The 18,788-nt window shown below is 72.9% G+C and carries 15 protein-coding genes; 8 read left to right on the top strand and 7 right to left on the bottom strand.

Annotation, left to right across the window (positions count from 1 at the left end; translation table 11 throughout):
* Window positions 1–10 precede the first annotated feature (10 nt).
* Window positions 11–646: an alpha-ketoglutarate-dependent dioxygenase AlkB gene (locus tag ACZ31C_RS21905; protein WP_465796852.1), complete on the top strand. Its 636-nt coding sequence runs from the start codon at window positions 11–13 to the stop codon at window positions 644–646.
* Between the two features lie 27 nt (window positions 647–673).
* Here the strand turns inward: ACZ31C_RS21905 and ACZ31C_RS21900 are convergent, their stop codons facing one another.
* Window positions 674–3,157, bottom strand: a complete 2,484-nt coding sequence (locus ACZ31C_RS21900) for a DNA gyrase/topoisomerase IV subunit A (RefSeq protein ID WP_465796851.1) — start codon at window positions 3,155–3,157, stop codon at window positions 674–676.
* Window positions 3,158–3,186: 29 nt separating this feature from the next.
* Entirely contained in the window at window positions 3,187–5,244 is a 2,058-nt protein-coding gene (locus ACZ31C_RS21895; RefSeq protein ID WP_465797011.1) for a DNA gyrase/topoisomerase IV subunit B, read from the bottom strand.
* A 343-nt stretch (window positions 5,245–5,587) separates the two neighbouring features.
* On the opposite strand from ACZ31C_RS21895, the gene ACZ31C_RS21890 reads away from it, so the two are divergent.
* From ACZ31C_RS21890 to ACZ31C_RS21875, 4 genes are all read left to right on the top strand, one after another.
* A complete protein-coding gene (locus ACZ31C_RS21890) occupies window positions 5,588–6,844 on the top strand; it encodes an SGNH/GDSL hydrolase family protein (protein ID WP_465796850.1) in 1,257 nt (418 codons plus the stop codon).
* 96 nt (window positions 6,845–6,940) lie between these two features.
* The gene (locus ACZ31C_RS21885; RefSeq protein WP_465797010.1) at window positions 6,941–7,789 is read left to right on the top strand and encodes an alpha/beta hydrolase family protein; all 849 of its coding nucleotides are present in this window, start codon (window positions 6,941–6,943) and stop codon (window positions 7,787–7,789) included.
* Between the two features lie 141 nt (window positions 7,790–7,930).
* Window positions 7,931–8,572, top strand: a complete 642-nt coding sequence (locus ACZ31C_RS21880) for a hypothetical protein (protein WP_465796849.1) — start codon at window positions 7,931–7,933, stop codon at window positions 8,570–8,572.
* Between the two features lie 62 nt (window positions 8,573–8,634).
* Window positions 8,635–9,009: a hypothetical protein gene (locus ACZ31C_RS21875; protein ID WP_465796848.1), complete on the top strand. Its 375-nt coding sequence runs from the start codon at window positions 8,635–8,637 to the stop codon at window positions 9,007–9,009.
* Between the two features lie 61 nt (window positions 9,010–9,070).
* Here the strand turns inward: ACZ31C_RS21875 and ACZ31C_RS21870 are convergent, their stop codons facing one another.
* The gene (locus tag ACZ31C_RS21870) at window positions 9,071–9,964 is read right to left on the bottom strand and encodes a DUF72 domain-containing protein (RefSeq protein ID WP_465796847.1); all 894 of its coding nucleotides are present in this window, start codon (window positions 9,962–9,964) and stop codon (window positions 9,071–9,073) included.
* 113 nt (window positions 9,965–10,077) lie between these two features.
* On the opposite strand from ACZ31C_RS21870, the gene ACZ31C_RS21865 reads away from it, so the two are divergent.
* Together ACZ31C_RS21865 and ACZ31C_RS21860 are read left to right on the top strand one after the other, a co-directional pair.
* A complete protein-coding gene (locus ACZ31C_RS21865; protein WP_465796846.1) occupies window positions 10,078–11,124 on the top strand; it encodes an NAD(P)-dependent alcohol dehydrogenase in 1,047 nt (348 codons plus the stop codon).
* A 25-nt stretch (window positions 11,125–11,149) separates the two neighbouring features.
* Window positions 11,150–11,665 carry a 2'-5' RNA ligase family protein gene (locus tag ACZ31C_RS21860; RefSeq protein WP_350695352.1) on the top strand — a complete coding sequence of 172 codons (516 nt, stop codon included), beginning with the start codon at window positions 11,150–11,152 and terminating at the stop codon, window positions 11,663–11,665.
* 19 nt (window positions 11,666–11,684) lie between these two features.
* Here the strand turns inward: ACZ31C_RS21860 and ACZ31C_RS21855 are convergent, their stop codons facing one another.
* From ACZ31C_RS21855 to ACZ31C_RS21840, 4 genes are read right to left on the bottom strand one after another with little or no spacing between them, the layout of a single operon-like run.
* Window positions 11,685–12,623, bottom strand: a complete 939-nt coding sequence (locus ACZ31C_RS21855; protein WP_465796845.1) for a siderophore-interacting protein — start codon at window positions 12,621–12,623, stop codon at window positions 11,685–11,687.
* A 38-nt stretch (window positions 12,624–12,661) separates the two neighbouring features.
* Complete coding sequence (locus tag ACZ31C_RS21850) at window positions 12,662–14,770, bottom strand: iron ABC transporter permease (protein WP_465796844.1); 2,109 nt, start codon at window positions 14,768–14,770, stop codon at window positions 12,662–12,664.
* A complete protein-coding gene (locus ACZ31C_RS21845) occupies window positions 14,767–15,750 on the bottom strand; it encodes an ABC transporter substrate-binding protein (RefSeq protein ID WP_465796843.1) in 984 nt (327 codons plus the stop codon). The genes ACZ31C_RS21850 and ACZ31C_RS21845 overlap by 4 nt, the downstream gene beginning before the upstream one ends.
* A 41-nt stretch (window positions 15,751–15,791) precedes the next feature.
* Complete coding sequence (locus tag ACZ31C_RS21840; protein ID WP_465796842.1) at window positions 15,792–16,625, bottom strand: ABC transporter ATP-binding protein; 834 nt, start codon at window positions 16,623–16,625, stop codon at window positions 15,792–15,794.
* A gap of 290 nt (window positions 16,626–16,915) precedes the next feature.
* Between ACZ31C_RS21840 and ACZ31C_RS21835 the strand changes: the two genes are divergently transcribed.
* On the top strand, window positions 16,916–18,760 hold the full coding sequence (locus ACZ31C_RS21835; RefSeq protein ID WP_465796841.1) for a hypothetical protein: 1,845 nt from the start codon (window positions 16,916–16,918) through the stop codon (window positions 18,758–18,760).
* Window positions 18,761–18,788 lie beyond the last annotated feature (28 nt).

Raw genomic sequence — 18,788 nt, 5'->3', positions numbered from 1 at the left:
GGGTGGCCTCATGTCGCAGGCCGCGTACCAACCGTCGATGCTCGACGTCACCGACGCGCCCCCGACACTCGGGCCACTGGCCGGCCAGATGCGCCGGCACCCGCTGAGCCACGGCGCCTGGGTCGACCACCAGCCCGGCTGGGTGCACGGCTCCGACCAGGTCCTCGACGTGCTCCTGCGGGACGTGCCGTGGCGGGCCGAACGCCGCACCATGTACGACACCGAGGTCGACGTGCCCCGCCTGCTCTGCTGGTACGCCGCCGGCCGGGCACTGCCGCACCCGGTGCTGACCACCGCCCGGGAGACGCTGACCCGGCACTACGCCGACGAACTGGGCGAGCCCTTCGTCACCGCCGGCATGTGCCTCTACCGCGACGGCCGCGACAGCGTGGCCTGGCACGGCGACACCCTGGGCCGCTCCGCGCACACCGACACCCTGGTCGCCATCGTCTCGTTCGGCTCGCCCCGCCAACTCCTGCTGCGCCCACGCGGCGGCGGCACGGCCCTGCGCTTCCCACTCGGGCACGGTGACCTGGTGGTGATGGGCGGCTCCTGCCAACGCACCTGGGAACACGCCGTGCCGAAGACCGCCCGCCCGGTCGGCCCCCGGGTCAGCGTCCAGTTCCGCCCGGCCGGCGTCGCCTGAGCGACACCCGGCCGGGCCGGAGCCACGTCAGTCGCGGTCGATCTGGTGACCGACCACCGTCGGGCCGAGCATCACGGCGAAACCGGAGCCGTCCCGGCGCGGATCGGCGGCCGGCAACTCGACCGGCTCACCGTTCGCGGTGGAGCCCACCGGACGCGGACCGATCCAGGCGACGACCACGTCGGTCTCCCCCTTGAGGAACCGCTGCGCCCGCACCCCGCCGGTCGCCCGCCCCTTCACCGGGTACGCCGCGAACGGCGTCACCTTCACCGTCCCCCCGGTGGAGGTGACCACCATCGGCTCGCCGTGCTCCGGATCGTCGGTGCGCACCGCACCGAAGTACACCACCTGCGCGTCACCCGGCAGCGCGATCCCCGCCATGCCGCCACCCTTGAGCCCCTGCGGACGCACCGTGCCCGCCGGGAAGCGCAACAACGACGCCGCGCTGGTCAGGAACGCCAACGTCTCGGCACCGTCGGTCAGCCAGGTCGCCCCGACCACCTCGTCACCCGCACGCAGCCCGATCACCTCGAACTCGTCGGAACGCACCGGCCAGTCGGGGGCACAGACCTTGACCACACCCTGCCGGGTGCCCAACGCCAGACCGGGCGAGCCCTCGGCGGTCGCACCGAGCGGCGCCAGCCCCACCACCGTCTCCCCCGGCTCCAGCGGCACCAGCTCGGCCGCGGACATCCCGCCGCGCAACGACACGGTGCCCGCCTGCTCCGGCAACACCGGCAACGGCAGCACGTCGACCTTGAACGCCCGTCCCGCGCTGGTCACCAGCAGCACCCGGCCCCGGGCGGTGGAGTGCACCACCGCGCGTACCGCGTCGTGCTTGACCCGGCCGTGCCGACGCCGCCCCTCGGCGGCCTCCTCCGACTCCGCGGCGGTCCGCGCCACCAAGCCGGTGGCGGAGAGGATCACCTGACACGGGTCGTCGGCCACCTCCAGCGGCCCGGCCGGCACGGACGCCGCCAGCACCTCCTTGAGGTCACCGTCGACCAGGGTCGTCCGACGCGGCGCGGCGAACTGCTTCACCACCGCCGCCAGCTCGTCGGAGACGACCTTCTTGAGCACGTTCTCGTCGTCCAGGATGGTGGACAGCTCGGCGATCTCGCTGCGCAGCTTCTCCTGCTCGGCCTCCAGTTCCAGCCGGTCGTACTTGGTCAACCGGCGCAGCGGAGTGTCCAGGATGTAGGTCGCCTGGATCTCGGAGAGCTTGAACTGCCGCATCAGGCCGCTCTTGGCCGCCGGGGCGTCCTCACTGGCCCGGATCAGCTTGACCACCTTGTCGATGTCGAGCAGCGCGATCAGCAGGCCGTCGACCAGGTGCAGCCGCTCCTCCCGCTTGCGCTTGCGGTAGGCGCTGCGCCGGGTCACCACCTCGTAGCGGTGCGCCAGGAACACCTCCAGCAGTTCCTTGAGCCCCAGGGTGCGCGGCTGGCCGTCGACCAGCACCAGGTTGTTCACGCCGAAGGACTGCTCCAGCGGGGTGAGGCGGTAGAGGTCGGCGAGCAGCGCCTGCGGGTTGACCCCGACCTTGCACTCCACCACCAGGCGGGTGCCGCTCTCCCGGTCGGTCAGGTCCTTGACGTCGGCGATGCCGGTCAGCCGCTTGGTCTTGTTCACCTCGTTGGTGATCGCCGCGATGACCTTCTCGGCACCGACGCCGTACGGCAGCTCGACCACGGTGATCGCCTGCCGTCCCCGGCTGCCCTCCAGCGGGCCGATCTCCACCTTGCCGCGCATCCGCACCACGCCCCGCCCGGTCTCGTACGCCCGGCGCACCTCGTCGAGGCCGAGCAGCAGACCACCGGTGGGCAGGTCGGGACCGGGCACGAACTCCATCAGCTTGTCGAGGGTGGCGTTCGGGTGCCGGATCAGCCAGCGGGCCGCCGAGACGACCTCGCCGAGGTTGTGCGGGATCATGTTCGTCGCCATCCCGACCGCGATCCCGGAGGCGCCGTTGACCAGCAGGTTCGGGAAGGCGGCCGGCAACACGGTGGGCTGGGTCAGCGAGCCGTCGTAGTTGGGCTCGACGTCGACGGTGTCCTCACCCAGCTCGCCGACGAGCAGCATCGCCTCCCGCGACATCCGAGCCTCGGTATAACGCGCCGCTGCCGGTCCATCGTCTGGGCTCCCAAAGTTTCCATGCCCGTCGATGAGTGGCGTGTTCAGCGAGAAGTCCTGCGCCAACCGCACCATCGCGTCGTAGATGGCACTGTCGCCGTGCGGATGGTATTTACCCATCGTGTCACCGACGATGCGGGCCGACTTCACGTGCGCCCGGTCCGGCCGGTAGCCCTGCTCGTACATCGACCAGAGGATGCGTCGGTGCACCGGCTTGAGGCCGTCCCGCGCGTCCGGCAGGGCGCGCGAGTGGATGACCGAGAAGGCGTACTCCAGGTAGGAGTCGGAGACCTCGGTGACCAGCGGGTTGTCGACGATCCGCGCGCCGGCCCGGTCGAACGCGGAGTGGTCGACCTTGGTGTCCTTGCGGCGTGCCATGGCTCAGCTTTCCTTCCAGAACCCGGTGGTCAGGCGTCGATGGCGTCGCGGTCGACGCGGTCGGCGGAGTCGATCAACCAGTTGCGGCGCGGCTCGACCTTCTCCCCCATCAGCAGGTCGAGGATCCGCTCGGCGGCGTCGACGTCGTCGATGGTGATCCGGCGTACCGATCGGGTGGCCGGGTTCATCGTGGTCTCCCACAACTCGTCGGCGTCCATCTCACCGAGACCCTTGAAGCGCGGCACCGGGGTGACGATCTGCTTGCCGGCCGAGGCGAGCTTGCGGACCGTCGCCTCCATCTCCGCCTGGGTGTAGGTGTAGATGGTCTCGGGGTTGCGCCCCTTCGTGGTGATCTTGTGCAGGGGCGGCATCGCGGCGTAGAGCCGCCCTGACTCGATCAGCGGTCGCATGTAGCGGGCGAAGAGGGTGATCAGCAGCGTCCGGATGTGCGCGCCGTCGACGTCCGCGTCGGCCATGATGAGCACCCGGCCATAGCGCAGCGAGGACAGGTCGAAGGTACGCCCCGACCCCGCGCCGAGGACCTGCACGATCGCCGCGCACTCGGCGTTGTCCAGCACCTGCTGGAGGTTGGCCTTCTGCACGTTCAGGATCTTGCCCCGGATCGGCAGAAGCGCCTGATACTCCGCAGAGCGGGCAAGTCGCCCGGTGCCCAATGCGCTGTCGCCTTCTACAATGAAAAGCTCACTTCTGTCAATACCTGCGGCGCGGCAGTCGACCAGTTTGGGCGGCATGGACGCGCCCTCCAGGGCGGTCTTGCGCCGGGCGGCGTCCTTCTGCTGCTTCTGGGTCAGCCGCACCCGGGCCGCGTCGACGATCTTCTGCAGGACCGTCCGGGCCTCGGTCTTGGTCTTACGGTCGTCCAGCCAGGACTTGACGTGCTGCTCGATCAGGCCCTGCACCACCTTGACCACACCGGCGGTGGAGAGCTCGTCCTTGGTCTGCGAGGTGAACTGCGGCTCGGGCACCCGCACGTGCACCACCGCGGTCATGCCCTCCAGGACGTCGTCCAGCGTGGGCGCGTCCTCCTTGGCCTTGAGCAGGCCCCGGGTGTTGCGGACGGCGTCGGCGAGCGTACGCGCCAGCGCCCGCTCGAAGCCCTTACGGTGCGTGCCGCCGTGCGCGTTGCGGATGGTGTTGGTGAAGCACTCGACGGTGCGCTCGTATCCGGTGCCCCAGCGGAAGGCCACCTCGATCTCGGCGCGCCGCTGCACGTTGGACTGCATCACGCCGTTGGCGTCGGCGGCGTTCTCCCGATAGGTCCCCTCGCCGTTGACCAGCAGGGTGCCGGAGACCGGCCGGTCACCGGCCGGGGCGAGGAACTCCACCATGTCGGTGAGCCCGTTCGGGTAGTGGAACCGCTCCTCGGTCGACTGCTCGCCGGTGTGGTCGCGCAGGGTGTAGCTGACTCCGGGGACCAGGAACGCGGTGTGGCGCAGCTTGGCCCGGACCGCGTCGTGGTCGAGGGCGGCGCCGGTCTCGAAGTAGCGCGGGTCGTACCAGTAGCGGATCGAGGTGCCGGTGCGCTGGCCGCGCTTGACCGCGCCGGCGACCTGGAGCCCCGGGCCGGGGGTGAAGGAGGCGTCCGGGCCGTCGCCGTCGAAGATGCCCGGCACGCCGTGCCGGAACGACATGGTGTGCACCTTGCCGCCCCGGCGGACGGTGACGTCGAAGCGGCGGGACAGCGCGTTGACCGCCGAGGCGCCGACGCCGTGCAGACCGCCGGAGGTCTTGTAGCCGGAGCCGCCGAACTTGCCGCCGGCGTGCAGCCGGGTGAGGACCAGTTCGACGCCGGAGATGCCGGAGCGGGCGTGCACGTCGGTGGGGATGCCGCGCCCGTCGTCGTCGACCTGCACCGAGCCGTCGGCGTGCAGGATCACCTCGATCTTCGTGGCGTGACCGGCCACGCCCTCGTCGGTGGAGTTGTCGAGGATCTCGTTGACGAGGTGGCCCACGCCACGGCTGTCGGTGGACCCGATGTACATGCCGGGACGCTTGCGGACGGCGTCCAGCCCCTCGAGGTGGGTGAGGTCGTCGGCCCCGTACAGGGTCTCAGGCTCTGCGGTCAACTGGTCGTACTCCCCGGTCTCGGCGATGTGCTGCACCGCACCGTCGGCGGTCGGCCCGGCGCGGGCACGCCGCAGCGAGCGTAGCCGCACGCCCCGACAAGCCGAGCGGACACCCACGCGGCACGCCGCGTGGCGGCGCTGCTGGTGGACCTTGCCGCGGTCAACGTCCGGGTCTCCGGTGTTATGCCCGGGCCGCCGGTGCGGGTGGTCCGGGGGTACGCCCACGCCGTCCCTGGCGTCCCGGTGCCACTCATGTTTCCCATGGTTGACGTGCGTCACACCCGCGTGATGTCATCACCGCTCTAGAGGATCTTTCATATTTCCATGAACGGATGGGGAAGCCATGTCCGGGTTGCGTCGTACCGCCGCGTTGGCCCTGGCCATCGCCACAGCGGCCGTCACCACCTCCGTCGCCGCGTCTGCCCCCGCCGCGGCGGCTCTACCCACTGCGGCGGTCGCCCTCGGCGACAGCTTCATCAGCGGCGAAGGCGCCGGGGCCTACCAGCCGGTGGTCGACTCGACCGGCGTCGCGCGGGGCTTCCCGGGGTGGACAGCGTCGAACAGTGACGCCTTCTTCTGCCACCGGTCCGGCAACGCCTCGCTGCATCAGGCGTCGCTGCCCGGCATCCAGGCCCGGTTCAACCTGGCCTGCTCCGGCGGCCAGCCGCACGACATCGCCGCCGCCTCGTCGGCCCGCGCCAACGGGCGTCAGGTCGCCGCGCAGCTCGACCAGCTCCGCACGGTCGCCCAGACCCACGACATCGACCTGGTGCTGATCGGCCTCGGCTCCAACAACAGCTCCTTCACCTTCGGCGGGGTCGCCGAGAAGTGCGCCAACCGGTTCATCGCGGACGCGTGGACGGGCTGGTGGGAGTTCTGGGCGTACCTGAACGGGCCGGTGGAGCAGAAGCCGTGCACCGACGCCGACCTGGCGACCCCGGCGCAGATCAGCGCCGCCACGGCGGAGACCACGGCGGCCGTGCGGCAGATCCTGACCACGCTGCGCGAGGTGGACGCCGACGGCCAGCACCGGGTGGTGTTGCAGGACTACACCAATCCGCTTCCGCTGGAGTTGGAGGCTGGATACCACTCCGAGGACAGCCGGGACGACACCCGGGACAAGTTCCGCGCCCTGGGTGCCGAGCGGTACGCGGCCGGCTGCCCGATCCACCGCGCCAGCCTGGCTCCCGGGCACCGGTTCTCGCAGGGCCTCGGCACCATCGTCAGCTCCACCCGGAGCACGCTGGCCGCCGAGTTCCCCGGCGCGGACCTGGTCTACCTCAACGTGCAGCGGGCCTTCGACGGCGCCCGGCTCTGCGAGCGGACCAACAGTCCGACCGGCACTCTGGCCACTCCGATCCGGTTGCAGGACAACCCGCCCAACGGCACCTTCGTCACCAGCCTCTCCGGCAAGGACAAGATCGCCATCCAGCGGATCGCCAACACCTGCGTGACCTACTTCCAGACCTGCCAGGAGTCGTGGCACCCGAACGCCGCTGGACACCAGGTGCTCGGCCAGTGCCTGACCGGTGCGGCCGCCACCGCCGTCCGCTCGGTGGCCTGCGTACGCGCCTCGAACGGCACGATCAGCGTCTCCTGAGTCACCACCAGGGCCGTCCCGACGCGACCACCCGCGCGTCGGGGCGGCCCCGCCCCGTTGGCTACTCGCCGGTAGCCTGGCGTGGTGAGCGCGACGGTGGAATACCTCCAGGAGTACGTCCAGGTCGACGGGGCCCGCCTCGGCATCCAGGTCTATCCGGAGCCGGTGGGCGTGACCGGCGCACCGGTGGTGCTGATCGCCCCGGCGATGGGCGTCCGGGCCCGGTACTACCGGCCGTTCGCCGCCGCGCTGCGCGACGCCGGGCTGGCCGTCGTCGTGGCCGACCTGCGCGGCACCGGCGAGAGCACGCCCCGACCGAGTCGCGCCTGCCGCTACGGCTACCCCGAGCTGGCCGCCGACATCGGCGCGGTGCGGGACGCGCTCAAGGAACGGCTGGACGGGCGGCGCACGCTGCTGCTCGGGCACTCCCTGGGTGGCCAGGCCGCCGTGCTGCATCTGGCCCTGCACGGCGAGCAGGAGGTGGACGGGCTGGCGCTGGTGGCCGTCGGCATCCCGTACTGGCGGGACTTCGCCGGGCCGCGTCGCTACGGGGTGCTGCCGTACACCCAGGGCATCGGCGTCACCGCCCGGCTGCTCGGCGTCTGGCCCGGCTGGGGGTTCGGCGGCCGGCAGGCCCGGGGCGTGATCCGGGACTGGGCGCACACCGCCCGCACCGGCCGGTTCCCCGACCTCGACGGGGTGGACACCGAGGCGGCCGTGGGCCTGATCCGCACGCCGGTGCTGGCGGTCAGCGTCGAGGGTGACCAGTACACCCCGCACCCGACCGTGGACCGTCTCTGCGCCAAGCTCACCGCGGCGCCGGTGACCCGCGAGCGCTACCGGGTGCCGGACGCCCGCCTGGACCACTTCACCTGGGTACGCGCCGCCGGGCCACTGGCCACGCGGATGGCCGACTTCGCCGCCACTCTGCCGCCCCGCCGCTGACCGCCCCCGCCCTGCCGCACCACTCTGCCGACCGGCCGCACCGCCACTGACCGTCGGTGGCCGGGCGGGGTCGGGTCTGCGGCGATTAGCCGGTGCGGACCGGGGTAAGCCGCTGCGCCCGACACGGCGGAGGGGGACCTGATGTCTGACAGCCACACCGCACTGCGTTCGATGCACGACCTGGGCCTGGCGGCCTGGTTCGGCGGCTCCCTGATGGGAGCGTTCGGCGTCAACGGCGCCGCGGCCCGCATCGACGACTCGACCAAACGACTTCCGACGGCCTCGACCGGCTGGACCCGGTGGACGCCGGTCAACGCGGCCGCGATCGGCGCGCACCTGGCCGGCGCGGTCGGTGAGTTGGTCACCGAGAGCCCGCGGATGGCCGCCCAGCGGGGCGTCGGCCGGGCCAGCACGGTGAAGACCGCGCTGACCGTCGGCGCGCTCGCGGTGACCGGCTACAGCCGGCTGCTCGGCATGCGTCTGGCCAAGGCCGGCACGCCGTCGGTGCAGGGCGTGACCGAGCCCAACGGGCAGACCCCGGCGCACGTGGCCGCCAGCCAGCGCCAGTTGAAGATGCTCCAGTGGGCCATTCCGGCGCTGACCGGGGCGCTGATCGTGGTCACCGCGTACATGGGTGAGCAGCAGAAGCCCGGGCAGGTGCTGCGCGGGATCCTCGGCCGGGCGAACGGTCTGGCCCACACGCCGGGTCGGATGGGCAAGGGTGCCGGCGGGATGGCGGCGATGCACGCGGTCCGGCGGCACATGGCCATGAACGGCCGCTGACCGCCGACCGGCACGACGCGCACCGACCGCGACCGCCGGGCGTACCGACAGGCGAGGTGGCCATGAGCGACAGGGACAGGCAGGACCGGGGACCGGGGAGCGTCGCACCCTGGGGCACCACGGACGGCTTCGACGCCGATCCGCCGTGGGGTGCCGGCGAGCACTCGCCGATGGACGAGGGCAGCGAGGAGACCGCGGTGCCCGAGGGACGGCGGGGCGAACGGCGGGCGGCGGACGGGTCACGGCAGTGGCCCGACGGCCGGCACGGGTTCGGGTCGGTGGAGCCGACCCGTACGCCCGAGGCCGGACCGGGCGCACCACCGGACCCGGCGCCGCCGGGACGACCGTTCCCGGACGACGTGGCCGGCGAGGACCTGCCGGACAACGCGCTGGAAGAGGCGACCGGCATGCACACCGAAGGGTCCTGGCACGGCTGAGGCCCGCCGGCGACCGCATCCCGGTGCCCGCCGCCGACGCGGCGGGCACCGGAGCGTCCGGTCAGGACGGCACGGACCGGGCCGCCGGTACGCCGAGCAGCCCGGCCATCCGTTCCGCGTCGCGCTGGGCCTGGCCGGCACAGCAGTTGTTGAACAGCACATGCAGTTCGTCGGCCTGGTCGGCGAGGTCGACCAGCACCTCGGACCAGCGGCGCAGCTCCTCGTCGCCGTAGGCGTAGCGGAAGCGTTCCTCCTTGTCGCCGCCGTCCCAGGCGGTGCTGTGCCCGTGGAACCGGATCATCGCCAGTCCGGCGGTGGCCAGCGGGATCGGCGGCACCGAGCTGGGATGGCCCTGCGGCATGTCGACGGCGCAGTGGGTCAGGTCGTGCTCGCGGAGGAAGGCCAGCGTCTCCAGCGCCGCCGTACCGTCGAACCAGGACCCGTGCCGGAGTTCGACGGCGACCCGCCAGGGTCGGCACCGGGACGCCAGCTCGGCGATCCGGCGGCGGGCCGCGTCGCCCCGGGTCAGCCACGGCGGGAACTGCAACAGCACGGCACCGAGCCGGTCGGCCGCCACGAGCGGTGTCAGCGCCGTGCGGAACCGGCGCCACAGCTCGTCGTACGCCTCGGCCGGCAGGTCGCGTCGACGGACCCGGGCCGGTCCGCCCACCGGGCGCAGGTCGGCCGGGAGGGTGGCGACCGGGGTCGGGTGGCCGGTGAAGAGGCTGAACGCCTTGACGTCGAAGGTGAAGCCGTCGGGGGTGGCGTCGACCCAGCCGTGCACGGTCTCCGGCGCCGGGATGGCGTAGTACGACGTGTCCACCTCGACCAGTGCGAACCGCTCGGCGTAGTGACCCAGCCGGCCGGCGGGGGTGTTCACCTCGCGCGGGTACCACCCGGAGCGCACCAGCGTCCGGTCGGCCCAGGAGGACGTGCCCACCTTGATGACACTCATGTAGTTCAGTGCACCGCCGCCGGGGCGGATCGGCAACCGGTGGGCGGGACGGTCCGGTCGGGTTTGTCCCGGCATCCGGCGGGGAGGCAGCCGGTGGACGAAGGAGGCGACACATGCGCGCGCTACGACTGCCCGCCTGGAAGAGCGACCCGGAGCTGGTCGAGATCGACGAGCCGACGCCCGGCCCCGGTCAGGTGGTGGTGAAGATCGGTGGTGCCGGGGCCTGCCACTCCGACCTGCACCTGATGCACGACTTCGACTCGGACACCCTGCCGTGGGGGCCGCCGTTCGTGCTGGGGCACGAGAACGCCGGCTGGGTGCACGCCCTCGGTGCCGGGGTGAGCGGGTTGGAGGTGGGCCAACCGGTCGCCGTCTACGGGCCGTGGGGCTGCGGCGTGTGTGCCCGCTGCCGGGTCGGCGCCGACAACTACTGCGAGAACCCGGCCGCCGCGCCGGTGCCCGGAGGCGGCGGTGGTCTGGGCCTGGACGGCGGCATGGCCGAGTACGAGCTGGTGCCGGCCGCCCGGCACGTGGTGCCGCTGCCGGACGGGCTGGACCCGGTGCAGGCGGCGCCGCTGACCGACGCGGGGCTGACGCCGTACCACGCGATCCGCCGGTCCTGGCCGAAGCTGGTGCCGGGCAGTACGGCGGTGGTGATCGGCGTCGGTGGTCTGGGGCACGTGGGGGTGCAGATCCTCAAGGCCACCACCGCCACCCGGGTCGTCGCGGTGGACACCCGGGACGAGGCGTTGCGGCTGGCACAGGAGTGCGGCGCGGACCTGACGCTGCGGTCCGGCGCGGGAACCGCCGACGAGATCCGGACGCTCACCGGCGGCCGGGGCGCCGACGTGGTGCTCGACTTCGTCGGCGCGGACCCCACCCTGAAGCTCGCCGTCTCGGTGGTGCGGACGGTCGGCGACCTGACCATCGTGGGAATCGGCGGCGGCTCGCTGACGATGAGCTACTTCACCGTCCCCTACGAGGCCAGCGTGCAGACCACGTACTGGGGCAGCCGGCCGGAACTGATCGAGGTGCTCGACCTGGGGGCACGGGGGCTGGTCCGCCCGAAGATCACCACGTTCGGCCTGGACGACGCGATGGACGCGTACCGCCGAATGCAGGACGGCACGCTGGAGGGCCGGGCGGTCATCGTGCCGTGAGGGGCGACCCGCCTACAGTGATCATGTGGTCGCCGCGCTGGAACTCTATCTGGACACCGTCGCCACCCGCCGGATCCGGGTGCTCTGGGACGCCCTGGAGGCCGAGGGGGTGCAGAGCCTGCGGTCCCTGCTGGAGCAGCGGCACCGACCGCACGTCTCGCTGGCGGTCGCGCCGCGCCTCGATCCGGAGCAGGTGGCGGCGGCGCTGGCCGGCACCACCGTGGCGGCACCGCTGCGGCTGACGTTCCAGCACGCCGGCCAGTTCGTCGGCCGGGTGCTCTGGCTGGGCCCGGCACCCACCACCGAGCTGCTGACGCACCACCGACTGGTCCACGACCGGCTCACCGCCGCCGGGATCGAGCTGGTCGAGCACTACCGACCGGGCCACTGGGTGCCGCACTGCACGCTGTCCATGCGGGTGCCGAACACGCTGATGGCGATCGCGGTCCGCCGCTGCCTGGAGATCCTGCCGCTGGAGGCCACCGTGGTCGGTGCGGCGCTGACCGACCACGCCCGCGGCATCTCGCACCCGCTGCCCTGACCGTCGCGCGGCCAAGGGCTCAGCTCGAAGGGTCGGCGCGGCCGTGCCGCCAGTAGCCCATGAAGGCCACCGCCCGCCGGTCCAGGCCGCACTCGACGACCAGGTGCCGGCGCAGGGTACGGATGACACCCGCCTCCCCCGCCAGCCACGCGTACAGCGGCGCGGACGGCAGGGCGTCGGGCACCTCCCAGAGGATCGCGCGGTCCACGTCCACGTCGTCGACGAACTGACCGCCCGACGCGTACGCCCCCGACACACCCGCCCCGACCGGCAACGCCCGGGCCAGCAGTTCCTCGGCGGCGGCGGCCACGGCGGGGACCAGCCGGGCACCGTGCGACGCACCGTCGCGCGACAGCCAGGTCACCTCGACACCGGGCGGCGCCACCAACGGCAGCACGTCCGCCGCCGACGGCACCTCCAGCAGCACCCGGCCCCGGGCGTCGGACGGCAGCCGCTCGCAGATCCCGCCGATCGCCGGCACCGCCGTCTCGTCCCCGGCGAGCAGCAGACGACCCGTCGACGGCGGCCGGAACTCCCGTCCACCCTGGTCGCCGTCGAATCCGGCGTCCGGGCCGGCGATGGCGATCTCGTCGCCGGGGCGTACCCGCCGCGCCCACCGGGTCGCCGGGCCGGAGTCGCCGTGCAGCACCAGGTCGACGTCCACCTCGTTGAGGTGGGGCCGGACCGCCCGCGCGGTGTAGGTGCGGATCGGGTTGCGCAGGTGCTCCGGCAGAGCCCGCCACTGCGCGTACCAGTCCGGTCCCTGCGGCAGGTCCGCCCCACACTGGCCGGGCAGCGGCAACGCCAGCTTGATCCGCTGGTCGTAGCCGTTGTCGGCGAAGCGGTCCAGGTCCGGGCCGGTGAAGGTGACCCGGACGAAGGAGGGGCTGAGCCGGCGTACCGCCCGGACTTCGACGGCGAACAGCCGCCAGGGCGTGATCGGCAGGGTGTTGGTCATGGTGCCTCTCTGGTGCGGACCGGTGGCGCGGCGACGCGTCACCGGGATCGGGGCGCGGCGGCGCGGGAACGCCACAGCAGCCAGACGAAGTACGGGGTACCGATCATGGCGGTGACCAGGCCGGCGGGGATCTGCGCCGGGGCGATCACGGTGCGGCCGAGGGTGTCGGCGAGGCTGACCAGAGCCGCGCCGAGCAGCGCGGCGACCGGGAGCACCCGGCTGTGCCGGCCGCCGACGAGCGCGCGGGCCGCGTGCGGGGCGACCAGGCCGACGAAGCCGATCACACCGACGGCCGAGACGGCGGTCGAGGTGAGCAGCGCCGCCGCGCCGAGCGCGATCAGCCGGGTGCGTTCCAGCCGGACGCCGAGCACCCGGGGGGTGTCGTCGTCCAACGTCATCAGGTCCAGCTCGCGCCGGGCGGCGACCACCGCCGGGGTGAGCACCAGCAGCGCGATCACCACCGGCAGCACTTGCGTGGCGGTACGCCCGTAGGTGGAGCCGGAGAGCCAGGTGAGCGCCTTGCCGGTGTTCCACGGGTCGAAGGCCACGATCATGAAGGTGATCAGCGCCATGCCGCCCTGCCAGGCCCCGAATCCGATCAGGACCAGCCGGTCGGAGCTGAGCCCCCCGCGCCACGCCGCACCGTAGACCAGGGCGAAGGCGAGCATCGCGCCCAGCCCGGCCACCCCGGAGACGGCCCACACCCCGGCCAGCGGCACGAAGGTGAGCAGCGAGACCGCGCCCAGCCCGGCGCCGGCGGTGATGCCGAGGATGCCGGGCTCGGCCAGCGGGTTGCGACAGACCGCCTGCACGGTGGTGCCGGCCACGGCCAGTGCCGCACCGGCCAGCATCGCCGCGGCGACCCGGGGCCAGCGCTGGTCCAACACGAACGTGTACCCCGGACCGGTGTTGCCGTTGATCCAGTTGACGATGTCGCCGAACAGCACCCAGGTGTCCCCGGCGAGCATGCCGAGCAGCACCGCGGCAGCGGTGACGGTGGCCGCCACGACGACCACCGTGCGGTGGAAGCCGGCGGAGCGTACGGCCGCGTGACCGCCCGGCGGGCGACGGGTCGGGCCGGCGTCGCGGTGCCGTCGGGCCAGCCAGATCAGCACGGCCGCGCCGAGCAGGGTGGTCACCACGCCGGTGGGGATGTCCACCCCGGCCTGACCGCCCATGACGGCCCGCAGCAGCACGTCGGAGCCGAGCACGATGATCACTCCGGCGATGCCGGAGAGCGGCAGCAGCACCCGGTGCCGGTGCACGCCGGGCACCACCGAGCCGAGCAGCCGGACGATCACCGGCGCGCAGAGTCCGACGAAGCCGACCGGCCCGGTGAGGGTCACCGCCGAGGCGGCGAGCAGGACGGCCAGCACCGTGACGATCAGTCGGGTACGGCGTACGTCGAGGCCGAGCACGGTGGCGGTGTCGTCGCCGAGGGCGAGGATGTCGAGACGGTGCCCGAGCAGCATCAGTGCCACGACGGCGATGCCGAGCACCGGGGCGAGTTGGGTGAGCGCGTTCAGGTCGCTCTGCACCAGGGAGCCGTTGCCCCAGGCGAACAGACCGATGGTGGCCTGCTCGAAGAGCAGGAGCAGCAGCATGGTCACCGAGCTGAGCGCCATGGCGGTGGCCGAACCGGCGAGGATCAGCCGGGTGGTGCCGGCCTGCCCACCGGAGGACATCGCCATCACCAGGCCGGCGGCGGCGAGCCCGCCGCAGAAGGCGAGGCCACCGGCGGGAAGGGCGGGCAGCGCGATGCCGAACGCGGAGACCGAGACGATGGCCAGGTGGGCGCCCGCGTTGACGGCGAGCGTGTCGGGCGAGGCCAGCGGGTTGCGGGCGATCGACTGGAGGGCCGCACCGGCGAAGCCGAGGGCGACACCGATGGCCAGCCCGGCGAGCAGCCGGGGCACCCGGGAGGCGACGAGCACCCGGGCCGTCTCGTCGTCGCCGCCGGTGAGTAGCCGCAGCAGGTCGAGCGCGCCGACGGCGGAGGTGCCCTGGGTGAGGTGGACACCGGCGACCACCAGCAACAGCGCGATGGCGGCGACGAAGGCCCCGACGACGCGGGGGGCCGAGACGCGCCCGGCCGGAGCCGGCCCGAGGGCCGGCTCCGAACGCGGGGGTGCGGACAGGGTGGTCACACCGCGTAGGTGTTGACGAACTGGTCGATGTACTGCTTGCCGGAGAGCGGCCCGCCGAAGGTCCAGATGCCGTCCGGCATCCGGTGCAGGTTGCCCTGCGCGACGAAGGGCAGCGCCTTCCAGATGGCGTTGTCGGCGAGGCCGTCGGCGAAGACGTCGTCGCCGTCCGAGGCGTTGTAGAAGAAGTGCAGGTCCGGGCTCTTGAGCACGGTCATGCCCTCGACGTCGGTCTGGCCCAGGCCCCACGCCTCGTCGACCTCGCCCTGCCAGGCGTTGGTGAGGCCGAGCTGGATGCCGATCTGGGAGACGAGCGCGCCCTGACCGAACATCCGGATGCTGACCGTGCTGCCTTCCTTCCAGCCGTCGGCGATGGCGAACGGCTTGCCGGCGGCTCCGGCGTCGGCGATCTTCTTCTTGCCGTCGGCGATCGCGGTGTCGAAGTCGGCGAGCAGCTTCTCCGCCTCGGCGGTCTTGCCGACCGCTGCGGCGATCATGTTCAGGTCGGCGCGCATCCGGCCGATGTTGTCCGTGGCGTCGCTGCCCTTGGTGACGACGACCGGGACGTACTTCTCCAGCTGCGCGATCGTGCCGGCGCCGCGGTCGTCCGTCATCACCACGAGGTCCGGCTCCAGCGCGACGATGGAGTCGACGCTCGGTTCGCCCCGGGTGCCGACGTCCTTGACGTCTCCGTCGAGCTTGGCGGCGGTGACCCAGGTGGCGTAGCCCTTGGGGTCGGCGACACCGACCGGCATGACACCGAGGCTGACGAGCATCTCGACCTCGCCCCACTCCAGGCCGACGACCTTGGTGGCGGGCTTGTCGAGCGTGATCTCCTTGCCCCGGCTGTCGGTCAGGGTGACCGGTCCGCCGGCGGCGGAGGGGGTGGAGTCGGGTGCGGAGGTGTTCTCGGTGGTGCCGCAGGCGGCCAGCACCAGAGCGGTGGCGGCGGCGACCAGGGCCGTGACACGGGTACGGGACATGATGTTCTTTCTCGGGATGGGTGGTCCGGGCCGGTCCGGGATCAGACCGGGATGCGGGTGAGGTGGCGGCCCACCGGGCGGGTGGTGACCAGACCGCTGAGCGGATCGACGACGACCTCGATCCGGATCCCGTAGGTCTCGGTCAGGTCGTGCTCGGTGAAGACCTCGGCCGGGGTGCCGGTGGCCCGGACCCGGCCGCTGTGCAGCAGCACCACCTCGTCGGCCACCGCGGCGGCCTGGTTGAGGTCGTGCAGCACCACGCCGACCGCGACACCGTGGTCGTCGGCGAGGTCACGCATCAGGTCGAGGATCTCGACCTGGTAGCGCAGATCGAGGAAGGTGGTCGGCTCGTCGAGCAGCAGCACCGGGGTGTCCTGGGCCAGGCAGGTGGCCAGCCAGACCCGCTGCAACTCGCCGCCGGACAGCTCGTCGACCGGCCGGTCGGCCATCGCGGTGACCCCGGTGACCTCCATCGCACGGCCGATCGCGGCGGGGCCGTCCGGGTCGTCGGCGCGCCAGCGCCCCCGGTACGGGTGCCGACCGTAGCCGACTACGTCACGGACAGTGACCCCATTGGGGACCGGCCGGCTCTGCGCGAGCAGGGTCACCCGGCGGGCGTACTCCTTGGCGGGCAGGCCGGCGGCGGCACAACCGTCGGCGAAGAGCACCGTGCCACTGTCGATCGGGTGCAGTCGGGCCAGCGCCCGCAACAGGGTGGACTTACCACTGCCGTTCGGCCCGACCAGGGCCGTGACCGCGCCGGGGCGGAGCGTGATCCCGGCACCGTGCACCACCGGCGTGCCGTGGTAGCCCAGGTGGAGGTCGGCTCCACGCAGGCTCTGCTCGACGCCGTCCGACGCCAGTACGCTCGACATGCGGTTAGGCTAACCTAACCTAACTCGCTGTCAAGATGGGGTCCCCGACATCGGTCGACGCTAGGAACCAAGTCGACGCGACTCGATGGAACGCTGGTGGGGTACCGCCGGAACAGGCCACTCGGACGCCCCGTCGACCGCCCGCGCGGGCGGGCACCGTGGTCACCCCGTCAGCCGGTGCGGAATCGGTACCGGGGTGGGAGGACAGACGAACGCGAGCAGCGGTAGCGTTGCGCGTCATCGCAGCCGGGCGGCCGGTGTGGCGCTCGCGATCGTACGGAGGATGGGGCATGTCCATCGGCGAGGAACCGTTCGCAGCCCGCGACGACCTGGCCTCGCGGCCGAACTTCGAGGTCACCCTGCGGGGGTACGACAAACGGCAGGTCGACCGCTACGTCGAACAGGCCGACGCCCGCATCGCCGCAGTCGCCGCCGACCGGGACCGGGCCACGTCGCACGTGCGGGACCTGACCGGCAAGCTCCAGGCGTTCCAGGTCGAGGTGACCGAGCTGCGCCAGCGGCCGACCCAGATGGACCGGGCGTCCTTCCGTGAGCTGGGTCCGATGGTCGACCAGATCCTGGACCTGGCCGAGAAGCAGGCGACGGCCATCGTGGACACCCACACCCAGCGGGCCACCAAGCTTCAGGCGGAGGCCGAGAAGACGCTCGCCAACGCGCGCGAACGGACCGTCAAGGCGCTGGCCGACCTCGACGAGGAGCTGGCCGGCCGACGGGCCGAGCACGAGAAGACGTACGAGGAGAAGCGCACCACCGCCGAGGCGGAGCTGGCCGAGATCCGCGAACGCGCCGAGAAGCTGCGGGCCGAGGGTGAGGCCGCACACGAGCGCGCCCAGCAGGAGGCGCAGCGCATCGGCGAGCAGTGCCGCCAGCAGGTCGAGCAGACCCGCGCGGCGGCCGAGGCGCTGACCACGTCCGCGCGTACCCAGATCCACCAGGAGATCCAGGCGGCCCGGACCAAGAGCCAGCAGGAACTGGCCCAGTGGCGGACCACGGTGGAGGAGGAGCTCGCAGAGCGGCGGTCCAACGCCGAGGAGGACCTGGCCGAGCAGCGGGCGTCGGTCGAGCGCGAGTTGGCCGCCCAGCGTTCCACCGCCGAGCAGCGGGTCAGCTCGATGATCGCGGACGCGCAGCAGTACTCCGCCGAGATCCGCAAGCGCGCCGACGAGCAGGCGGCCGAGACCCGCAAGTTCAGCGACGAGCAGGCCGCCGCCGCCGAGGAGCAGTTGCACACCGTCCAGCTCCAGGTCGGTGAGCAGCAGGAGGCGCTGGCCCGGTTGCAGGAGGAGTTGGACGGCGCCCGCCGGCAGCTCGACGAGACCCGGCGGGACAAGGACGCCACCGACGCCGAGCTGACCCGGCTGCGCCGGCAGTTGGAGGAGACCGGCCGCGACCTCGCGGCGGAGAGTCAGCGGCTGGACGAGGTGCGCCGGGCCGTCGAGGCGGCCGAGCGGCACGCCAAGGAGACCCGGGCCCGGGTGCAGCGGGAGGCCAAGCGGGTCGCCGACCTGGCGGCGGCGGCGGTGATGGCCGCGGCGGCCGGCGGCACCGAGACCGCCGAGTACCCGATGGTGGGCGCACGCCCGGCCGCCCGGGTCAACGGCGAGCCGACCCCGACGACCGGCCCGCACCAGCCCACGGCCGACGGCGACGCGCGCGCCGAGGTGGCCGGTGCCGAGCGCGGCGGTCCGCAGCGGTCGGTGGTCAACGGCGCCGCATCGAGCCCGGACGCTCTCCGTTCCGGACCGGGTTCGGACGGTGCCCGTGCCGAGAACGGCGCGGCGGGCACCGCCTCCGGCGACGCGGAGGGCAGCGGTGGCGCGACGGGCACCTCCCGTGGCCCGGACGGCGCTGTTTCCCCGGCGGGCTCCGGGGGCGTCGCCTCCGGGGGTGGTCCGGATGCCGGCCGCTCCGGCCACGGGCCGGCACAGTCCGCTTCGGCGGCGTTGACCGACCCGGCGTCGCTGACGGACCCGGTGGCGCGGGCGGCGGCGGTCGTCGCGGCCGGCGGGAAGGCCGGCATCGACTGGTTCGCCGGCCCGCCGGCCACCGAGGACGAAGCCGGGCACCCGGTCGCCGCGGCCAACGGCACCGCGCCCGAGCCCACCGCGCGCTGAGAGACCCGGTCGAGCCGGTGCGGGAATG

The sequence above is a fragment of the Micromonospora sp. NPDC023869 genome (genome assembly GCF_055559695.1).
Note: the sequence above shows the minus strand (reverse complement) of the source record. Positions and strands in the feature narration are given on the sequence as shown.